The organism is Nonomuraea deserti (assembly GCF_004348685.1).
Lineage (GTDB): Bacteria > Actinomycetota > Actinomycetes > Streptosporangiales > Streptosporangiaceae > Nonomuraea > Nonomuraea deserti.
Map to the genome: position 1 here is coordinate 1 of NZ_SMKO01000125.1, position 15,920 is coordinate 15,920.

The window sequence follows — 15,920 nt, forward strand, 5'->3', positions numbered from 1 at the left end:
GGGGACGGGCTCGGGGGTGCGTTTGTCGTCGCGCTTGCTCCGATATCTCGCGAGTTTGTCGGACACAGCAGGGTCCCTACCCGCCCGTGCTCTCTCTGATCATCAGCTGGTACGCCACCCGGATCTCCCGCGCCTCGGCCTGCGAGCCCTTGGTCATGCGGGCGGCCAGCAGGTCGACCGCCTGGCGGGCGATCGCCTGCTTGTCGGGGGAGACCGTGGTGATGGTCGGGGTGGCGTACCTGCCGTCCTCGATGTCGTCGAAGCCCGCCAGCGCCACCTCGCCCGGCACGGCGTGGCCGCGCTCCAGCAGCGTGCGCAGGGCGCCGAGGGCCAGCAGGTCGTTGAAGCAGAAGACCGCGTCCGGCGCCTGGCCCGAGTCGAGCAGCCGGGCCATCGCGCGGGCGCCGTCGGCGCGGTGGTAGTCCTCGACGTGCTGGACGAGCCGGTCGTCGGCGGGCAGCCCGGCCTCGGCCAGCGCCTCGAAATAGCCCGCCAGCCGCAGCCGTGACGTCTCCGCCGCGACGTCGTCCTGGGCGCCGATCGCCGCGATGCGCCGCCTGCCGGTCGCGGCCAGGTGAAGGGTGGCCTCCTTGGCCGCCGCCACGTTGTCCACCACGACGTGGTCGGCGGGCCCGTCGTAGACGCGCTCGCCCAGCAGGACCATGGGCGTGTCGTCCATGCGGGCGGCCAGGTCCTCGGGCGTCAGCGCGAGCGGGCTGAAGATCAGGCCGTCGATCAGGTGGGCGCGGAACCCCTCGGCGACGAGCTGCTCGCGCTCGCGCGACGCGCCCGTCTGGTCGATCAGCACCGTCAGCCCGCGTTCCTCCGCCGCGGTCACCACGAACCTGGCCAGCTCCGCGAAGTAGGGGATGTCCAGTTCGGGCACGGCCAGGGCGATGATCCCGGTGCGGCCCTGCCGCAGATTTCTGGCCGACAGGTTGGGACGGTAGTTGAGCTCCTTGATGGCCGCCTCGACCCGGCTCCTGGTGGCCGGCGTTACATGCACGTAGCCGTTGACGACGTTCGAGACGGTCTTCACCGAGACTCCGGCCAGCGCGGCCACGTCCTTGAGACCGACGCGGGGTTTGTCCATGCGCGAAAGTCTATAATTGTGTTTACAACGTTGAATACAACGATGTATAGATGGGCAGAGCCCCGACGAAGGAGGACTGCCCATGGAATCCGCCAAGCTCACCCTGGACCCGGCGTTCGAGGTCGGCCCGGTCGAAAGGCGACTGTTCGGCTCGTTCGTCGAGCACATGGGGCGCTGCGTGTACACGGGAGTGTTCGAGCCCGGGCACCCGCGGGCGGGCGACGATGGGCTGCGCCGCGACGTCATCGAGCTGACCAGGGAGATGGGCGTCACCACCGTGCGCTACCCGGGCGGCAACTTCGTCTCGAACTACGAATGGGAGGACGGCGTCGGGCCCGCCTCCGAGCGGCCCACCAGGCTCGACCTGGCCTGGCGGCAGATCGAGACGAACGCCTTCGGGCTGGACGAGTTCATGACCTGGCTGCGCGAGGTGGACGCCGAGCCGGTGATGGCGGTCAACCTGGGCACCAGAGGCATCAGGGAGGCCCGCGACCTCGTCGAGTACGCCAACTTCCCTGGCGGCACGCGATGGTCCGACCTGCGGATCAAGCACGGCGTGCCGGAGCCGTACGGCATCAGGGTCTGGTGCCTGGGCAACGAGATGGACGGGCCCTGGCAGATCGGGGGCAAGACCGCCGACGAGTACGGCAGGCTCGCGTTCGAGGCGGCCAAGGCCATGCGCCGGGTGGACCCCGGCCTGGAGCTCGTCGCCTGCGGCAGCTCGAACATGCGGATCCCGACATTCGGCTCGTGGGAGGCGAGGGTCCTGGAGCACTGCTACGACCAGGTCGACTACATCTCCGCGCACTCCTACTACGACCCGGTGGGCGGCAGCCGGGCCGACTTCCTGGCCTCGGCCGTGGAGATGGAGCAGCAGATCGAGGGCGTGATCGCCACGGCCGACCACGTGGCCGCCAGGCTCGGCAGCCGCAAGCGGCTCAAGGTCTCCTTCGACGAGTGGAACGTCTGGTCGCAGAGCCTGTTCCGCGGCGAGGGCAGCCTGGACTGGGAGCACGCGCCGCGCATCATCGAGGAGGAGTACGACGTGGCCGGCGCGGCCGTCGTCGGCAGCCTGCTCATCACCCTGCTCAACCACGCCGACCGGGTCGGCATCGCCTGCCAGGCCCAGCTCGCCAACGTGATCGCCCCCATCCGCACCGAGCCGGGCGGGCCCGCCTGGCGGCAGACGATCTTCCACCCGTTCGCGCTGACCGCCGCCCACGCCCGCGGCCGCATCCTGCGCGTGCAGGCCACGGCTCCGGCCATGCCGACCGAGCGGTACGGCGAGGTGCCCGTGCTGGCGACCGCGGCGACGCTGGACGACGACCGGCTCGCCGTCTTCGCGGTCAACCGGGGCGACCGGCCGCTGCCGGTGGAGATCGACCTGCGCGGCCTGCCGCAGGCGTCGGACCTTTCGCACGTCACGGTCGCCGACGACGACACGGGCGCGCGTAACACCGAGAGGGAGCCGCGCCGGGTCGAGCCGCGGCCCGCCGACGGGGCGGCGATCGACGGCCACCGGCTCACCGCGGTCCTGCCGCCGGTGTCCTTCAACGTCCTGAAGGCGCGGCTCTCCTAGCGCGGGGAACCTGAGCGGCCGCAGCGCCTCCAACAGCGGCACCAAGTGATCAGTCGAGCTCGAGCGCCCGGCGCAGCCATGACTCCACCCCGGCCACGTGCACGGTGGCCCAGGAGCGGGCGACGTCGGGCCGGCGGGCGGCGATGGCCTCGTAGATCGCGGTGTGCTGCTCCCTGGTCTTCTCCATCGCGCCCTCCTGCGTGAGCCCGCGCCAGATCCGCGCCCGGGTGGTCGGACCCGACAGGCTCTCGATGAACGAGCACAGCACGCTGTTGCCCGATCCCCGGGCGATGCGCTGGTGGAACTTAAGGTCGTTGGCCACCAGCTCCTCGACCGTGGGCTCGGCGGGCAACGCGTCGAGGATCTCGCGCAGCTCGGCGATGTCCTGGTCGGTCATCAGCTCGGTCGCCATCGCCGTGGCGGCCGGCTCGAGGATGCGGCGGACCTCGAAGAACTGCAGCACCGTGTCGTCGCGGTGCAGGTCGAGCACGAACGACATGGTGTCGAGCAGCAGGCGCGGCTCCAGGCTGGTGACGTACGTGCCGTCGCCCTGGCGCACGTCGAGCACGTTGATCAGCGACAGCGCGCGCACGGCCTCGCGCAGCGAGTTGCGTGACAGGCCGAGCCGCTCGGCGAGGTCGGCCTCCTTGGGCAGCCGGTCGCCGGGGGCGAGCTCGCCGGAGACGATCATCTGCTTGATCTTGTCGATGGCCGCGTCGGTGACCGCCACGCTTCTCTCCCTAGACATCGGATGTCTAGGAGTCTAGGGCCTGGAAGCGGACCGGCTCGACACCGGCGTGGCGGCGCACGTGGCCCTGCACCTCCAGGGCGCGCAGGTGGGCCGCGGCCTCACCGGCCGCCATGCCCCTCAGCACGGGGGACAGCTCGTCCCACGGCCTGTTCCAGGTCATCATCGCGGCGACCTCCCAGATGGTCAGCGGCTCCGGCCGCTGGGCCAGGAGGGCGCGCAGCCGTTGGAGCTTCTCCTCGTGATGGTCGCGGATCTCGGCGGCCCGCGCGGCCACATCCGGAAATGTCCATTCATGCGCTGGCAGCGCGTCCAGCGGCCCGAACCCGGCCACCCGGTCCAATGATTGCAGGAAATCACCGAGCGGATCGACGTCGTCCCGGTCGTAGGGGTAGATGCCGACGTGCGGGGTGATGCCGGGAAGGACGTGGTCACCGGTGAAGAGCCGGTCGGCGTCCTCCAGGTGCAGGCAGATGTGGCCGGGGGTGTGGCCGGGCGTGTGCACGGCCCGCAGGCGGCGCCCCGGCAGGTCCACCAGGTCGCCGTCGCGCAGCTCGCGATCGGGCGGCGCCGGCGGCGCGGGACGGCCGCCCATCGCCTCGCGCGCCTCGCCGGGGTCGGCTCCCGCCCGCCTGAGCATGTCGGACTTGAACGCGTCGTGCGCGTCGCCCGCGTACTCGATCATGAGCCTGACCAGGGCCGCGTCGTCCTCGTGCATGGCGATCCAGGCGCCGGACGCCTCCCTGACCTGCCCGGCGAGCCCGGCGTGGTCGGGATGGAAATGGGTGACCACCACCCCGCGCACGGAGGCCACGTCCATGCCGAGCGCGGCCAGGCCGCCGCTGAGCGCCTCCCACGCCTCCGGATGGTTCCACCCGGCGTCGACCAGCACCGGCCCCGCGGGCGACTCGACGGCGTAGACGAGCGTGTAGCCGAGCGGGTTGCCGGGGATAGGCACCGGCACGCTCCAAACCCCGCCGCCGAGGTCCTGCGGACGTTGCTCGGTGTACGGCCTGCGTCTGGTCTTCATGCGCCCCCGATCGTGTTCCTACGTGCAATTGTGCTGAAAATCAGCCGATGCGTTCCAGGATCGTCGCCGTGGCCAGCGCCCCACCCGCGCACATCGTGACCAGCGCGGTCGCCGAGTCCGACCGCTCCAGCTCGTGCAGGGCCGTGGTGATCAGCCGCGCTCCCGTGGCCCCCACCGGATGGCCGAGCGCGATCGCGCCGCCGTTCGGGTTGACCCGGTCCAGGTCGGGCTCGTGCACGCTCGCCCACGACAGCACCACCGACGCGAACGCCTCGTTCACCTCGAACCTGTCGATGTCGCCGATCGTCATGCCGGCCGCGGCGAGCGCCTTCGCCGTCGCGTCCACGGGCCCGTCCAGGTGGTAGTACGGCTCCGCGCCGACGAGGGCCTGCGCCAGGATGCGCGCCCTGGGCCGCAGCCCGTGCCGGCGCGCCGCCCCCTCGCTCATCACCAGCACGGCCGCCGCTCCGTCGGAGATCTGGGAGGAGGTGCCCGCCGTGTGCAGCGCGCCCTCCGCCACCGGCCTGAGCCCGGCCAGGCTCTCCACGGTGGTCTCGCGCAACCCCTGGTCCTTGCGCACCTCGCCGACGGGCACGATCTCCCGCTCGAACCGCCCGTCGGCCCACGCCTTGGCCGCCAGCCGCTGCGAGCGCGCCCCGAACCAGTCGAGCCGCTCGCGCGTCAGCCCGCGCCGCCGCGCGATCCGCTCGGCCGCCGTGAACTGGTCGGGCAGGTCGATGGTCCAGTCGTCGGGGCGCGGCCTGGCGGGGCGTACGTTGCTGCCCAGCGGCGCCCGGCTCATCACCTCGACCCCGCACCCGATGCCGGCCTCGATCACGCCCGCGCTGATCATGGCCGCCGCCAGGTGCACCGCCTGCTGCGACGACCCGCACTGCGCGTCGATCGTGGTGACGCCCGTCTGGTAGGGCAGCCCGGCGTAAAGCCACGCGTGCCGGCCGACGTGCCCGCCCTGCTCGCCCGCCTGCGTCACGCAACCGGCGAATACCTGGTCGACGCCCGCCGGCTCGAGGCCGGAGCGCTGCACGAGCCCGTTCATCGCCGTGGCCAGAACCTGTTGCGGTTTGAACTCGGCGAGCCAGCCCGCCCGCTTGCCGATGGGGGTGCGAACGGCCTCGACGATCACAGGTGTGCCCACTGTCGCCTCCAGAACGATGCTCTGGAGGCGACAGTAACGCGTTCTACTTTGTCGCGGAAGCCTCGGCCGGCAAAGTCCCCGGCAGGCCGAACGTGTCGAACAGGCGCTTCTCGAAGAACATCCCGACGTGGCTGATGCGCTCTCCGGAGAACGTCACCACCATGAGCGCGAACTGCCGGTGGACGCCGCCGTCGAGGTGGTAGAGCGCGAAGGCCGGCTGGCCGTTGGCGGCGATCGGCACCAGCCGCAGGTCGCCCGCCTTCTCGGCCGGGCAGCGCACCTTGACGAGCTCGGCGATCGTCCGCGGGCCTTGGTACCAGCCGACGAACGGCGGCATCTCCCAGACCGCGTCCTCGGTGAACAGGTGGACCAGGCTGTCGATGTCGTAGCTCTCGAACGCCGCGACGTACCGGTCGAGCTGTTCGCGCTGCTCCCGCGTCAGCGGCTCGATCGGGTCGTCCATGGTCGGCGACACCTCCTTGAGCTGGGCACGGGCCCGCTGGAGGATGCTGTTGACGGCGGCGGTGGAGACGCCGACCGCCTCGGCCACCTCGGCCGCCTTCCACCGGAGCACGTCGCGCAGGATCAGCACCGCGCGCTGCCGGGGCGGCAGGTGCTGCAGCGCGGCGATCAGCGCCAGCCTGATGCTCTCGCGCGAGGTCACGATCGAGGCCGGGTCGTCGGCGCCCGCGCCCGCCAGCGCGTCGGGCACGGGCTCCAGCCACGGCACCTCGGTGTCCTGCACCAAAGGCGCGGTGGCCTCCGTGCTCGGCGCCCCCAGACCCGTGGGCAGCGGCCGCCTGCCGCGGCTCTCGAGCGCGGTCAGGCAGGTGGTGGTGGCGATGCGATAGAGCCACGTACGCAGCGAGGAGCGACCCTCGAAGCCGTCGTAGGCGCGCCACGCGCGGAAGTACGTCTCCTGGACGAGGTCCTCGGCGTCGTGCACCGAGCCCATCATCCGGTAGCAGTGCGCCAGCAGCTCGCGCCGCATCGGATCAGCCTGCCGGAGGAAGTCCTCGTTCGTCGGCTTGTCGGTCATACCCCTTGTATAAACGCCGCCACCGACATAACGGCGAGTTTTTTACCTTTGGCCGGTCGAATCGGGCGAAACAATCATGGATCGAAAGGGAAACCACGACCGGTCGGCGGGCCCAGGACGCGCTCCGTAATGGCGGCGCGCCACTGAAGGGTCAGCGGGCGTTTCCTGGAGGGCGGCCGGCCCGCGACGGCGGGTGGCGGGCCACGGCGGCGCCGTAAAGGATCTCAGATGTCGGCGAGCAACCTGGTGGCGGCGGTCTCGATGCGGCGCTGGATCTGGTCGTACGTGCGGCGCCCGCGGAGCATCTCCAGCAGCTCCTGCACCCACACGCTGGCCAGCGACCCCGCGAGGTCGAGCTGCTCCTCGCTGGCGTCGCCGATCGACAGGCCGTCGGCCGAGACGCGCAGCAGCAGCCCCGTCATCCGGTCGCCGAACGGGGTCTGCACCTCGGCCATGATCAGAGAGCGGATGAGCGCGTCGGCCAGCTCGGGCTCGCGCATGAGGCCGCGGGTCGCCCGCATCAGCACGTCGACCGCGCGGCTCGCCGGGGTGGCGGCGCCGGGCGGACGCCGCTCGATGCTGCTCTCCAGCAGGTCGATCTCCTCGCCGACCACCGCCACGACGAGATCCATCTTGGACGGGAAGTAGCGGTAGAGCGTGCCGAGCGCCACGCCCGCGCGCTCGGCCACCGTGCGCATCTGCATGGCCTCGACCCCGCCGCGCGAGGCCAGCGCCGCCGCGGCCTGGACGATGCGCTTGCGGCGCTGGTGCTGGCTGCGACTACGGACGCTGTGCCCGCCGGGGGCGGGGTGGTTGTCGATGGCCCCGTCGGTGGCGCCGGAGGGCGCGGCGGTCGTCGCGTGCGTGGTACGCATGAGAACACGTTATCTGATTTCTCGATGGCGCGGCTTGTTACTCGCGGGTTACAAACTTGCCGTATAGCCCCATGTCTACGGCGTTACAGGCGTATATCCCGCCTTATTGGGATCGATGGCTACTGGACAGATATTAGAATCTGTTCTAGTTTGCGAGTCGTCTGACCTAGCGCTTGCTGGAGGAGCGATGACCGCGGACACGCTCGCGTCCCTGCTTCTCGCCCGGTCCGAGGACGACCGGCCAGGGCTCATGTTCGAGGACGCGGTGTGGTCGTGGCGCGAGCACGTCGCCGCCTGCCGGGCCGCGGGCGCGTGGCTGTCGGGGCAGGGCGCGGGGCCGCACGTCGGGGTGCTCGGTGACAACGTCCCAGGGCTGGTCTTCCTGGTGGGCGCGGCGGCGCTGGGCGGGTCCGTGATCGTCGCGCTGAACCCCACGCGACCGGCCGACGAGCTGATTCGCGACGCCCGCGCCACCGACGTGAACCTCCTGCTCGCCGACACTCCTTACGTCGAGGCCGCCCGTACGGTCGCCGAAGCCCTCGGCATCGCGACCGTGCCCCTGTCCGCCGTCCCACAGGTCGGCGCGCCGGGCCCTCCGGGCGGCGGGCGGGCGCATGACGGTGCTCGGCGCACGGGCGGCGGGCAGCCCCCGGACGAGTCGCCGCGGGCGTCGCGGGCGGCGCCCGCTGATGGCGCGGAGCCCGCTGAGCCCGCTGAGCCCGCTGATCGCGCGGAGCCAGCTGAGCCCGTGGAGCTTGCTGATCGCGCGGAGCCCGGGGACCTCGTCATGTTGCTGTTCACGTCCGGCACCTCGGGACGTCCCCGGGCCGTACGGATCACGCAGCGCAAGCTCGCCGTCCCCGGCACGAGCCTGGCCGCGCTGCTCACGCCCGGGGACGTCGTTTACTGCTCGATGCCGCTCTTCCACTCCGGCGCCCTGATGGCCGCCTACGCCCCCGCCGTGGCGTCGGGGGCGGCGCTGGCGTTGCGCCGGCGCTTCTCGGCCTCCGGGCTGCTGCCCGACATCAGACGGTACGGCGGGACGTACCTCCATTACGTGGGCAAGGCGCTCTCCTACGTCCTGGCCACTCCGGAGCGCCCGGACGACGCCGACAACCCGCTGAAGATCGCGTTCGGGAACGAGGGGAGCGCGGTGGCGATCAGGAGGTTCGGGGAGCGGTTCGGCTGCCGCGTGATCGACGCCTTCGGCTCCACGGAAGCGGCCATCTCGTTCAGCCCCGACCCGGCGGGGCCGCCGGGCTGCCTCGGCCGGCTCCCCGGGAGCGTGAAGATCCTCGACCCGTCCACCGGGCGTCCCTGCCCGCCGGGCCGCATCGAGGAGGGCCGCCTGCTCAACCCGGACGAGGCCGTCGGCGAGCTGGTCAACACGGCCGGGCTCGGGCTGTTCGAGGGCTACTACAACGACCCGGAGGCGGACGCCGAGCGCGTCAGGGACGGTGCGTACTGGTCGGGAGACCTGGCCTACACGGACGCCGACGGGTACGTGTTCTTCGCGGGGCGCGGCACCGAGGGCCTGCGCGTGGACGGCGAGAACCTGGCCGTCGCCCCCGTCGAGGCCGCGCTGCGGGAGTTCGGCGGGGTGGTGGAGGCGGCCGTCGGCCGTCCCACAAGGTCATCAAGCGCATCCTCGCCCGCGAGGCCTGGCGCGCCGCCGACCCGGTCTGGCTCCGCACCCCCGACGGGTTCCGGCCGCTGACCGACGAGGACGTCAAGGGGATCGAGGAGGAGTTCGTACGGCACGGCAGGCACCACCTCTTGGAGCGGTGATGGATTTCAATCTGGACGAGACCCAGCAGGATCTGAAGAAGCTGGCGGCCGAGGTCCTGGCCAGGGAAGGGGACGAGGACCGGCTCTGGCAGGCCGGGCTCATGAGCGTGTGCGTCCCCGAGGCGGCGGGCGGGGCCGGGCTCGGGCCGGTGGAGATGGCCGTGGTGCTGCGCGAGGTGGGGGCGCGGGCGGCGCCCGTCCCCGCGCTCGCCACGTTGGTGAGCACGCTGGCCCTGGCCCGCTATGGCACCCCTGACCAGCAGCGTCGCGTCCCCCGGGCCACCGTCGCGCTCCGCGAGCCGGGCCGCGCCCTGACCGACCCGCCCGTCACGGCCGCGCGCCGGGCCGGCGGCGCGCCCGACGCGCCGGACGACGTGAGGGGCGAGACGGCTTCGTCCGGTGCGCGGAACGACGGGACCGGCGTGGCGGTTGCCTCGGGTGCGGGTGCGGGCGATGGTGGGTGGGTGCTGACGGGGCGGAAGGTGTCGGTGCCCCATCCCGGTGCGGCGGTGCTGGTCACTGCCGACGAGGGGCTGTTCCTGGTCGAGGGGACTCCTGATGGGGCATCGGCAGGGCCGTCCGCCGGGGCGCCGTCCGGGAGGTCCGGTGAGGGGTCCGGCGCGGCGGTGCGCGGGATGGAGGCGATCCCCGAGTTCGCCTCCACCGGCGAGCCCGCGGCCACCCTCGTGCTCGACCGGACCCCGGCCGAGCGGGTGGGCGGGCCGGAGGCGGTGGACGGAACCAGGCGGCTGTTCATGGCCGCCGTCGCCGCCCAGGCCGCCGGCGTCCTGGCGGGAGGGCTGGAGCTGACCACGTCGTACATCAGGACGCGCCGGCAGTTCGGCCGGGCGCTGGCCGAGTTCCAGGCGGTGACCATGCAGATCGCCGACGTCTACATCGCGGGAAGAGCGCTCGACGTGGCCGTGTGGTCGGCGGCGTGGCGGCTGGGGGAGGGGCTGCCGGCCGACCGGGACCTGGCGCTGGCCGCGTACCACGTCGGCGAGGCCGTCAAGTCGCTGCACACCTGCCAGCACCTGCACGGAGGGCTCGGCCTCGACGTGACCTACCCGCTGCACCGCTACTTCGCGCAGGCCAAGCACCTGTCCCACCTGCTCGGCGGCGCCGACGCCCAGCTCGACCTGATCGGAGCGCTCGTCTGATGCTGATCGACCTCACTCCTGACCAGCGCGCGCTCCGGGACGAGCTGCGCGAGTACTTCCAGGGCTGCCTGACCGCCGAGGACCGCAGAAAGATCGCCGAGGACCCGTTCGGCGAGACGTACATGGAGCACTGCCGCAGCCTCGGCCGCGACGGCAAGCTCGGCCTGGGCTGGCCCAAGGAGTACGGCGGAGGCGGCTACGGCCCCCTGGAGCAGCAGATCTTCGCCAACGAGATCGCCCGGGCGGGCGTGCCGTACCCGATCATCACGGTGCAGACCGTCGGGCCCACGCTCATGCAGTACGGGACGCGGGAGCAGAAGGACTTCTTCCTGCCGCGCATCCTCGCCGGCGAGTGCCACTTCGCCATCGGCTACAGCGAGCCGGAGGCGGGCACCGACCTGGCCTCCCTGCGGACCACGGCGGTGCTCGACGGCGATCACTACGTCGTCAACGGGCAGAAGATCTTCACCAGCGGCGCGCACTACGCGCAGTACATCTGGCTCGCGGCCCGTACGAACCCGGAGGCCAGGAAGCACAAGGGCATCACCATGATGATCGCCGCCACGGACGACCCCGGCTTCTCGTGGACCCCGATCGTCACCATGGACGGCCGCCACCACACCAACGCCACCTACTACTCCGACGTGCGCGTCCCCGTGAACATGGTGGTCGGCGAGGTGGACCGCGGCTGGGACCTGATCGTCAACCAGCTCAACCACGAACGCGTCACCCTGGGCCCCGCGGGGAACCTCGGCCAGACCTACGACCGTTTCCTCGCCTGGGCCCGCCGTACGGGCCTGGCGGACCATCCGGACGTACGGCGGGCGCTGGCCAGGGTGTGGGCGGCCTTCCGCACCAACGAGCTGCTCAACTGGCAGGTCGCGGCGAACATGGACCTCGGCTGGCTGGGCGCGCCCGACGCGTCGGCCACCAAGATCTACGGCTCGGAGCGGATGCAGGAGGCCGGCAGGATCGTCGGCGACACCCTCGCCAGGTACGGCGACCCGTCCGACCCGGAGACGGCCGAGCTGCTCGAACGCGTGGACCACGGGGTCAAGGGCGCGGTGGTGCTGACGTTCGGCGGCGGGGTGAACGAGGTGCAGCGGGAGCTGATCGCGATGCTCGGCCTGGGCCTGCCGAGGCCTCCGCGATGAGCGGCCGCGACCCGCGGCCCGCGACGAGCGTTCCCGCCGTGGCCGCTTCCCCCGTCAGCGACGACGAGTTGCGCGAGCTCGCGGGCAAGCAGGCGGCGCTGGGCGAGGTGCGCGGCGCCCCGGCTCCCGACCCCGTGAACGAGCCCATGATCCGGCACTGGCTGGCCGCCATGGGCGACGCCAACCCGGCCTACCTGGACAAGGGGCTGGCCCCGCCCGCGATGGCGCAGGTGTGGACCATGCAGGCCCCGCGCCCGGGAGCCAGGGACCGCTCGCCGGTGGACGACCTGCTGGCCGCGCTCGACGCCGGCGGCTACACGGGCGTCGTGGCGACGAACTGCGAGCAGACCTACCACCGCTACGCGCGCCTGGGGGAACGGCTGACGCCCGCCACCAGGTTCACGGACCTGGCGGGCCCCAAACGGACCGCGCTCGGCGTGGGCTACTTCGCCACCTGGAACGTCACCTGGTACGGCGACGGCGACGAGCCGGTGGCGGAGATGCTCTTCCGCGTGCTCAAGTTCCGGCCTCGGGAGGGCACCCGGGAGGATCGGCCGCCGTACCCGCTCCAGCCGGCGGTCAACCAGGACACGGCGTTCTTCTGGGAGGGTGCGAAAAGCGGCGAGCTGCGCATCCAGACCTGCGCCGACTGCGGGCGGTTACGCCACCCGCCGGGCGCGCTGTGTCCCCGCTGCCGCTCGTCCCGCCTCACCTACACGGTCGCGAGCGGCCTCGGGACCCTCTACAGCTACGTCGTCCACCACCATCCGCCGGTGCCCGGCCGCGAGACCCCGTTCGTGGTGGGCGTGGTGGAGCTGCCGGAGGGCGTGCGGATCGTCGGCAACGTCGTGGACTGCCCGCCCGGGCAGGTGGAGATCGGCATGGCGCTGCGCGTGACGTACCGGCCGATGGACGACCGGCTCGTCCTTCCGATGTGGGCCCCGGAGGAGCCGTGACGCGAACGCTGACAGCGGACGAGGTCGAGGCCGGCTCCGAGCTGCCGGAGCTGTCGATCGACCTCACGCCCACCGTGGTCGTCTCGACCGCCCTGGCCACCATGGACTTCACCCCGGTGCACCACGACCGGGAACGGGCCCGCGCCCAGGGCTCGAAGGACATCTTCCTCAACATTCTGACCACCATGGGCCTGGTCGAACGGTACGTCACCGACTGGGCGGGCCCGGAGGCCGTGATCAAGGGCATCGACGTCAAGCTGGGCGTCCCCGCGTACGCGGGCGACTGCCTGAGCTTCACCGGGACGGTCGTGTCGTGCGAGGCCGGCCGCGTCACGGTCGAGGTGCGCGGCAAGGTGAGCCTGGGCTTCCACGCCACCTGCACCGTCGCCCTGACCCTTCCCCCAGCCGGTTGAACCAGAAGGAGCAGGCGTTGTCGCGAACGAGCGCCGCCATCGCGGGCATCGGCGCCACCGAGTTCAGCAAGAAGTCAGGACGGTCGGAGCTGCGGCTCGCCGCCGAGGCCGTGCTGTCGGCGCTGGACGACGCCGGGCTGTCACCGGGCGACGTGGACGGCCTGGTGACCTTCACCCAGGACGCCAACCAGGAGATCGCCGTCGCCAGGGAGACGGGCATCGGCGAGCTGACGTTCTTCTCCCGCGTCGACTACGGAGGCGGCGCGGCCTGCGCGACCGTGGCGCACGCCGCCATGGCCGTGGCGACGGGCATGGCCCGCACGGTGGTGTGCTACCGGGCCTTCAACGAGCGTTCCGGACGCCGCTTCGGCCAGCCGAACGCGCGGTTGAGCGGCGAACCCACCTCGCAGGGGCTGGAGATGAGCTGGCACGTGCCGTTCGGCCTGATGACGCCGGCGGCCTGGGTGGCCATGTTCGCGCAGCGCTACCTGCACGTCCACGGCGCGACGTCGGAGGACTTCGGCCGGGTGGCGGTGGCCATGCGCAGGCACGCGGCCACCAACCCGGCCGCCTGGTTCTACCAGCGGCCCATCACGCTGGAGGAGCACCAGGCGTCGAGGTGGATCGTCGAGCCGCTGCACCTGCTCGACTGCTGCCAGGAGAGCGACGGCGCGGTGGCGCTCGTCGTGACCAGCGCGGAACACGCCCGCGACCTGCGCCGCTCCCCGGCGGTCATCACCGCGGCGGCCCAGGGTGCGGGCGCGGACCAGATGATGATGACGAGCTACTACCGGGATGACATGACCGGCCTGCCCGAGATGTCCGTCGTCGGCCGGCGGCTCTGGGAACAGTCGGGCCTGGCGCCCCAGGACATCAGGACCGCCATCCTGTACGACCACTTCACCCCGTTCGTGCTCACCCAGCTGGAGGAGCTCGGCTTCTGCGGTCGCGGCGAGGCCCCGGAGTTCCTCAAGGACGGGGGCATCGAGCTGGACGGCCGCCTGCCGGTCAACCCGCACGGCGGGCAGCTCGGCGAGGCGTACATCCACGGCATGAACGGCATCGCGGAGGCGGTGCGCCAGATCAGGGGCACCGCCGCCAACCAGCTCACCGGCGTCACGAACGTCCTGGTCACGGCGGGCACGGGCGTGCCCACCAGCGGCCTCATCCTGTCCGCGGGCTGACCCGCCGGCCCGGGTGGCCGGCGGGCCTCAGCCGTTGAAGATCGGCATGGAGAAGAAGACGATCATCGCGATCGCCACGCACATCAGGAACCCGACCAGCTCCCAGGCCCAGTCGTGGTGGCGATCCCTGCGGCGCCGCGCCTTCTGCGGCCCTACCGGCGCCGGACGTCGCTTCGGCGCGGGCCTGGCCCGCACGGGACGCGGCGCGAGAACGGACGCCTCACGAGCGGACGCCTCACGAGCGGAGGCCTCACGAGCGGAGGCGCCACGAGCGGGCCCCTCGCGACGGGAGGCCTCGCGAGGGGAGGCCTCGCGAGCGGGCGGCTCGAACGCGGACTGCTCCCGAGCGGGCGGCTCGAATGCGGTCTGTTCCCGAGCCGGCAGCTCGCTCGTGGGAGCCTCCCTGCCCAGAAGATCCTTCTGCAGGTCGGGCAGCCGATATACCGGTTCTGACGGCTTGGCTGGCGCGGCGGGTGCGGCGGGTACGGGCGCGGCAGCCGGTCCTGGGGCGGCCTTCCCGCCGGTCCTGGCGCGCGGCCGGAACAGCGGCGCAGCTTCCCGCACCTCGTCCTCCCCCCGCGACGGCGGCGGGACCGCCCGGGCCGGCCCCTTGTGGACGAGGACGTCCCCGGTCATGTACGGGTCGGGCGCGTCCTTGGGCAGGATCACGTCGCCCGTGGCGAACGGCCCGGGACCGCCGGGCTCGGGAGCGGCCATGAAGAACGGGCGTTCCCCCGCCGGCGACGTGGACGTCCAGGGGCCGCCGAGCGGATCCCTGAGCGGCCGGATGGAGCCCAGCGGGTCGCGCAGCCGATGGTGATCGTCGGTGGACTCGCGGAACTTGGGCATCGGGGCGGTGGTCGCGTCGTGCTCCGGCACCTGCGACGGCGAGGGCGGCGTCAGCAGCTCGGCGGGGAAGATCACCGTGCTGGTCGCGGGGTCTCCCTCGGCCAGCGGCTGGGGCCACATCGGCGGGCTGGGCCAGCGCGGCTTCACGAACAGCGGCCCCGGAGCCGCGGAACGGGAGCCGGCGAAGTGGATGCGCAGCGCGCCGGGCGGCTCCGGCCACGGCAGGCGGCCGAGCACGTCGTGCAGCGGCGCCACGTGCAGCGCGCCGTAGACGTCCGCCACCGGCTTGGGCACGCGGATCCCGGTCGCGGCCAGTGCCGTGCCGAGCGACTCCCTGAACCGGTTCGCGGCCGCCATCGTGAGCTCCTCGGCGGTGTCGGGCGCGATGTCCAGCACCCACGCGAGTTCGGCCTTGCTCAGCCCGCACACCGCGCACAACACCAGCACCTCGCGCTGGTGGGGCCGCAGTTCGCGCAGGACGCGCTCGACGAGGGCGGTGGCCGGGTCGATGAGCGGGTCGACCGCGGGCGGCGAGTAGACGATGTCCCGTCGGTGGATCTCGCGGCGGGCGAACGCGTAGAGGGCAGCGCGGGGCGGCTGGGCGACCGGAACCCCGGTCAGCACGGCCACCAGGACATCGGACGCTGAGCCGAGGTCGCCGAGCTGGTCAGCGCAGTACGCGAACAGCCCGGCGGCATGACGGTCGTAGAGCTCTGCGATCAGTTCGGCGCGTGAGCGCTGATCGGTGAGCGGCTGGGACACGGGCCGATCCTCTTGCTGTGGGCCGACGCTGAGGGTGAGGGTGCGCGTCAGGAGATTGTTGTGGTAATCATGCCAACCCTGATGGTCCGGCGCACTACCAGATGCACATTTCGTGTAAATATCCCTGGTCAGTG

The 15,920-nt window shown here is 72.1% G+C and carries 14 protein-coding genes; 7 read left to right on the forward strand and 7 right to left on the reverse strand.

Translation table 11 applies throughout. The annotated features are described in order from the left end of the window. Nucleotides 1-76 precede the first annotated feature (76 nt). On the reverse strand, nt 77-1,093 hold the full coding sequence (locus E1292_RS33440; protein WP_132600402.1) for a LacI family DNA-binding transcriptional regulator: 1,017 nt from the start codon (nt 1,091-1,093) through the stop codon (nt 77-79). Nucleotides 1,094-1,175: 82 nt separating this feature from the next. Here E1292_RS33440 and arfA point away from each other — a divergent pair, with 82 nt between their 5' ends. Then, nucleotides 1,176-2,672 carry an arabinosylfuranosidase ArfA gene (gene arfA, locus E1292_RS33445; protein WP_132600405.1) on the forward strand — a complete coding sequence of 499 codons (1,497 nt, stop codon included), beginning with the start codon at nt 1,176-1,178 and terminating at the stop codon, nt 2,670-2,672. Between the two features lie 49 nt (nt 2,673-2,721). On the opposite strand, the gene E1292_RS33450 is transcribed toward arfA, so the two are convergent. The 5 genes from E1292_RS33450 to E1292_RS33470 all read right to left on the reverse strand — a co-directional run bounded on the left by E1292_RS33450 (nt 2,722) and on the right by E1292_RS33470 (nt 7,520). Beyond that, nucleotides 2,722-3,402: a FadR/GntR family transcriptional regulator gene (locus E1292_RS33450; protein WP_132600408.1), complete on the reverse strand. Its 681-nt coding sequence runs from the start codon at nt 3,400-3,402 to the stop codon at nt 2,722-2,724. A gap of 25 nt (nt 3,403-3,427) precedes the next feature. Beyond that, the gene (locus E1292_RS33455) at nt 3,428-4,450 is read right to left on the reverse strand and encodes an MBL fold metallo-hydrolase (RefSeq protein WP_132600411.1); all 1,023 of its coding nucleotides are present in this window, start codon (nt 4,448-4,450) and stop codon (nt 3,428-3,430) included. A gap of 40 nt (nt 4,451-4,490) precedes the next feature. Continuing rightward, complete coding sequence (locus E1292_RS33460; RefSeq protein WP_132600414.1) at nt 4,491-5,606, reverse strand: steroid 3-ketoacyl-CoA thiolase; 1,116 nt, start codon at nt 5,604-5,606, stop codon at nt 4,491-4,493. A 43-nt stretch (nt 5,607-5,649) separates the two neighbouring features. Further along, entirely contained in the window at nt 5,650-6,645 is a 996-nt protein-coding gene (locus E1292_RS33465; protein ID WP_132600417.1) for a sigma-70 family RNA polymerase sigma factor, read from the reverse strand. Between the two features lie 224 nt (nt 6,646-6,869). Further along, entirely contained in the window at nt 6,870-7,520 is a 651-nt protein-coding gene (locus tag E1292_RS33470; protein ID WP_246090513.1) for a TetR family transcriptional regulator, read from the reverse strand. A 187-nt stretch (nt 7,521-7,707) separates the two neighbouring features. Here E1292_RS33470 and E1292_RS33475 point away from each other — a divergent pair, with 187 nt between their 5' ends. The 6 genes from E1292_RS33475 to E1292_RS33500 all read left to right on the forward strand — a co-directional run bounded on the left by E1292_RS33475 (nt 7,708) and on the right by E1292_RS33500 (nt 14,175). Then, complete coding sequence (locus E1292_RS33475) at nt 7,708-9,237, forward strand: AMP-binding protein (RefSeq protein WP_132600420.1); 1,530 nt, start codon at nt 7,708-7,710, stop codon at nt 9,235-9,237. A gap of 70 nt (nt 9,238-9,307) precedes the next feature. Beyond that, a complete protein-coding gene (locus E1292_RS33480) occupies nt 9,308-10,468 on the forward strand; it encodes an acyl-CoA dehydrogenase family protein (RefSeq protein ID WP_132600423.1) in 1,161 nt (386 codons plus the stop codon). Next, nucleotides 10,468-11,622, forward strand: coding sequence for an acyl-CoA dehydrogenase family protein (locus E1292_RS33485; protein ID WP_132600426.1), 1,155 nt, complete (start codon nt 10,468-10,470; stop codon nt 11,620-11,622). Before E1292_RS33480 ends, E1292_RS33485 begins: the two co-directional genes overlap by 1 nt. A 38-nt stretch (nt 11,623-11,660) precedes the next feature. Beyond that, nucleotides 11,661-12,578: a bifunctional MaoC family dehydratase N-terminal/OB-fold nucleic acid binding domain-containing protein gene (locus E1292_RS33490; RefSeq protein WP_246090514.1), complete on the forward strand. Its 918-nt coding sequence runs from the start codon at nt 11,661-11,663 to the stop codon at nt 12,576-12,578. Further along, nucleotides 12,575-12,991, forward strand: coding sequence for a MaoC family dehydratase (locus E1292_RS33495; protein ID WP_246090515.1), 417 nt, complete (start codon nt 12,575-12,577; stop codon nt 12,989-12,991). Before E1292_RS33490 ends, E1292_RS33495 begins: the two co-directional genes overlap by 4 nt. Nucleotides 12,992-13,008: 17 nt before the next feature. After that, nucleotides 13,009-14,175 carry a lipid-transfer protein gene (locus E1292_RS33500; RefSeq protein WP_132600432.1) on the forward strand — a complete coding sequence of 389 codons (1,167 nt, stop codon included), beginning with the start codon at nt 13,009-13,011 and terminating at the stop codon, nt 14,173-14,175. Between the two features lie 27 nt (nt 14,176-14,202). On the opposite strand, the gene E1292_RS33505 is transcribed toward E1292_RS33500, so the two are convergent. Further along, complete coding sequence (locus tag E1292_RS33505; RefSeq protein ID WP_132600435.1) at nt 14,203-15,786, reverse strand: RNA polymerase sigma factor; 1,584 nt, start codon at nt 15,784-15,786, stop codon at nt 14,203-14,205. Nucleotides 15,787-15,920 lie beyond the last annotated feature (134 nt).

Excerpts from the sequence above, each read along its gene's own strand:
- E1292_RS33440 (WP_132600402.1), bottom strand. The coding sequence starts at position 1,093 with ATGGACAAACCCCGCGTCGGTCTCAAGGACGTGGCCGCGCTGGCCGGA.
- arfA (WP_132600405.1), top strand. The coding sequence starts at position 1,176 with ATGGAATCCGCCAAGCTCACCCTGGACCCGGCGTTCGAGGTCGGCCCG.
- E1292_RS33455 (WP_132600411.1), bottom strand. The coding sequence starts at position 4,450 with ATGAAGACCAGACGCAGGCCGTACACCGAGCAACGTCCGCAGGACCTC.
- E1292_RS33465 (WP_132600417.1), bottom strand. The coding sequence starts at position 6,645 with ATGACCGACAAGCCGACGAACGAGGACTTCCTCCGGCAGGCTGATCCG.
- E1292_RS33470 (WP_246090513.1), bottom strand. The coding sequence starts at position 7,520 with ATGCGTACCACGCACGCGACGACCGCCGCGCCCTCCGGCGCCACCGAC.
- E1292_RS33475 (WP_132600420.1), top strand. The coding sequence starts at position 7,708 with ATGACCGCGGACACGCTCGCGTCCCTGCTTCTCGCCCGGTCCGAGGAC.
- E1292_RS33480 (WP_132600423.1), top strand. The coding sequence starts at position 9,308 with ATGGATTTCAATCTGGACGAGACCCAGCAGGATCTGAAGAAGCTGGCG.
- E1292_RS33485 (WP_132600426.1), top strand. The coding sequence starts at position 10,468 with ATGCTGATCGACCTCACTCCTGACCAGCGCGCGCTCCGGGACGAGCTG.